Origin of the sequence: Poinsettia branch-inducing phytoplasma str. JR1 (genome assembly GCF_000309465.1) — a bacterium.
GTDB classification, from domain to species: Bacteria; Bacillota_I; Bacilli_A; order Acholeplasmatales; family Acholeplasmataceae; genus Phytoplasma; species Phytoplasma pruni.
This window is the reverse complement of sequence record NZ_AKIK01000022.1, coordinates 1-2169: the sequence shown is the minus strand read 5'-3', so window position 1 is coordinate 2169 and position 2169 is coordinate 1. Positions and strand designations below refer to the sequence as shown.

The window sequence follows — 2169 nt, the reverse complement described above, 5'->3', positions numbered from 1 at the left end:
ATAAATAATTTGAATATTTAAATTTCATTAAATTGTTTATTTTAATGGTTCCATTTTAGCGGTTCACTGAGATTTTATAAAAGGAAAAGGATTATAATTTTGAAAAAAAAACTAATTTATTATTTTTTGTTAATTTTACTTTTTATTTTTTTCTATTTGATTTTTCTATATTTTAGAGGCAATAGGAAGGAAAAAACTAAAGAAATATCTTTAGATGATGATGAAACACTTATAGAACAAAAAAATACAAAAATTGATGAATTATCAAGATTAGGCGAAGATTATAATACATCATTTTCATTGAAAAAAAATGATATAACAAACAAAATTTCTGAATTAAATATTGAAATTAATAAATTAAATATTGAAATTCGTGAATTAGATGATAAAATTAATAAATTAAATATTGAAATTCGTGAATTAGATAATGAAATGGATCAATCGAAAAAACTTATACATAAAGAGGCCGAATCACAAAAACAAAGAATAATTACAAATATTAAAGAGAAAGAGGTCGAATTACAACAAAAAAATAATATTTTAAAAAACACAATAGATAAAAAAAGAATAAAAACTAAATCACAAGAATTATTAAAATCTTGGATAGAAAAAGAAATATATAAAGAAAAAAATGACTATATTTTAAATTTTGACTTTGATAAATATAATAATTTCGAACAAAAAACAAAAGAATGTAAACAAATATATTTTGAAAATAATTTAGAAAAAGAACAACCTATTGAAAAAATAATTATCGAAGTTGAAAAATTAGAAAATAGATTAAATATTGATTTGTTCACAAAAATATTTTTGACAAAACAACGAGATTTGCTTAAATTGTATAAAAAAGTTGACAAATTATTACAAAAAAATAAAAAAAAATTAAATCCTTTTGATATGGAATATATACAATTTAAATTAGACAAAATCCAAACAGAAGAATATATTCTTCAAATAGAACAATTTGTTAAAACTATCGAATATTATTTTAAAACTTTTGATAAATTTATTGAATTATTTAAACAAATTTATCCGAAAAATACATCAAAAATTTCAGAAATAATTATGAATAATAAAATGAAAGAAAAATTTCAAAATTGTGTTATTGATTTGTCAAAATTCGATGATTTCGAAAAACATCAAATTGATATAAATAATTATATAAAAAACCAAAATGGTGTCTTATTTGACCAAATAATTCAAGAATCATGCAATGATAATTTCATGAAAGAAATAATGATTTCAAAAAAATAATTTAGAAATTTAAATAGAAAAATATAAATAAGATTAGGGTTATAAAAAATGCAAATATTAAAACAAAAATTTTTTATTTTAATACTTTTTCAAATTATCAGTTTTATATTGATTGGTATTCTTTTTTACCAATTTTATCAATCGATTTCTCGCAAAAAAGAACAGATTCAAAAACAAGATGATTTTTCTTCGGAATCTTTGGAACAAAAAATTGAGGAAATAAACAAATCTTTAAAAAAAGATATGGAGCTTCGTAGTGATAATGATGATTTAGAAAAAATAAAAAAAGATTTCATCAAAATAAAAAAAGATGTAAAAAATAACAAAGAAGAAAAAAAAATCAAAAAAAATCTCCAAAATGCTTTGATGCATTTTGAAAAACAAAGAGAGAAAATTGATACTAACAATAAAGAAGAGACAATTATTTATGATCAAATTATAACAATTATAAAATGGTATAAGAAATGTTTTGAAAAATTTATCGAATTGAAAAAACTTCATTCGAGTATTAGTAATGAAAAAAGAATTTATGATTACATTCCAGAACAAGAATTAACAGAAAAAGATTTTGATGATGGAAGACAATTTTTAAGCAACTATGCTAATATTTTAAATTTTATTATAGAAGATTTTAATAAATTTGATAAATGTGACGCAGAAGAAGAAAAAATATCTAGGTTCAAAAAAATAATATGGGATTATATGAAATACCTAATGAAGAAAAGTAATTCATTAAGAAACGAAAGGCTACCTAAAATATTTAGTAAAATCCCAATTCAATGAATAATAATTAAGTAACTAAGCAACAATAAATATATTTATTGTTGCTTATAAAAAAAAATAGTTTATTTAGAAAGAAGAAAAATATTAAAAAAATGACATTTTATAAAAAAAAGAAAATTATATTTAATTTAA

At 18.9% G+C, this 2169-nt stretch carries 2 protein-coding genes; both read left to right on the top strand.

What is annotated here, in order from left to right; translation table 11 throughout:
- Window positions 1-99: 99 nt before the first annotated feature.
- Window positions 100-1254 (top strand): coiled-coil domain-containing protein, encoded by a 1155-nt coding sequence (locus tag ON17_RS00715; protein WP_017191566.1) that lies wholly within the window; start codon window positions 100-102, stop codon window positions 1252-1254.
- A 48-nt stretch (window positions 1255-1302) separates the two neighbouring features.
- Window positions 1303-2037, top strand: coding sequence for a hypothetical protein (locus ON17_RS00710; RefSeq protein ID WP_017191565.1), 735 nt, complete (start codon window positions 1303-1305; stop codon window positions 2035-2037).
- The last annotated feature ends 132 nt before the right edge of the window (window positions 2038-2169 follow it).

Excerpts from the sequence above, each read along its gene's own strand:
- ON17_RS00710 (WP_017191565.1), top strand. The coding sequence starts at position 1,303 with ATGCAAATATTAAAACAAAAATTTTTTATTTTAATACTTTTTCAAATT.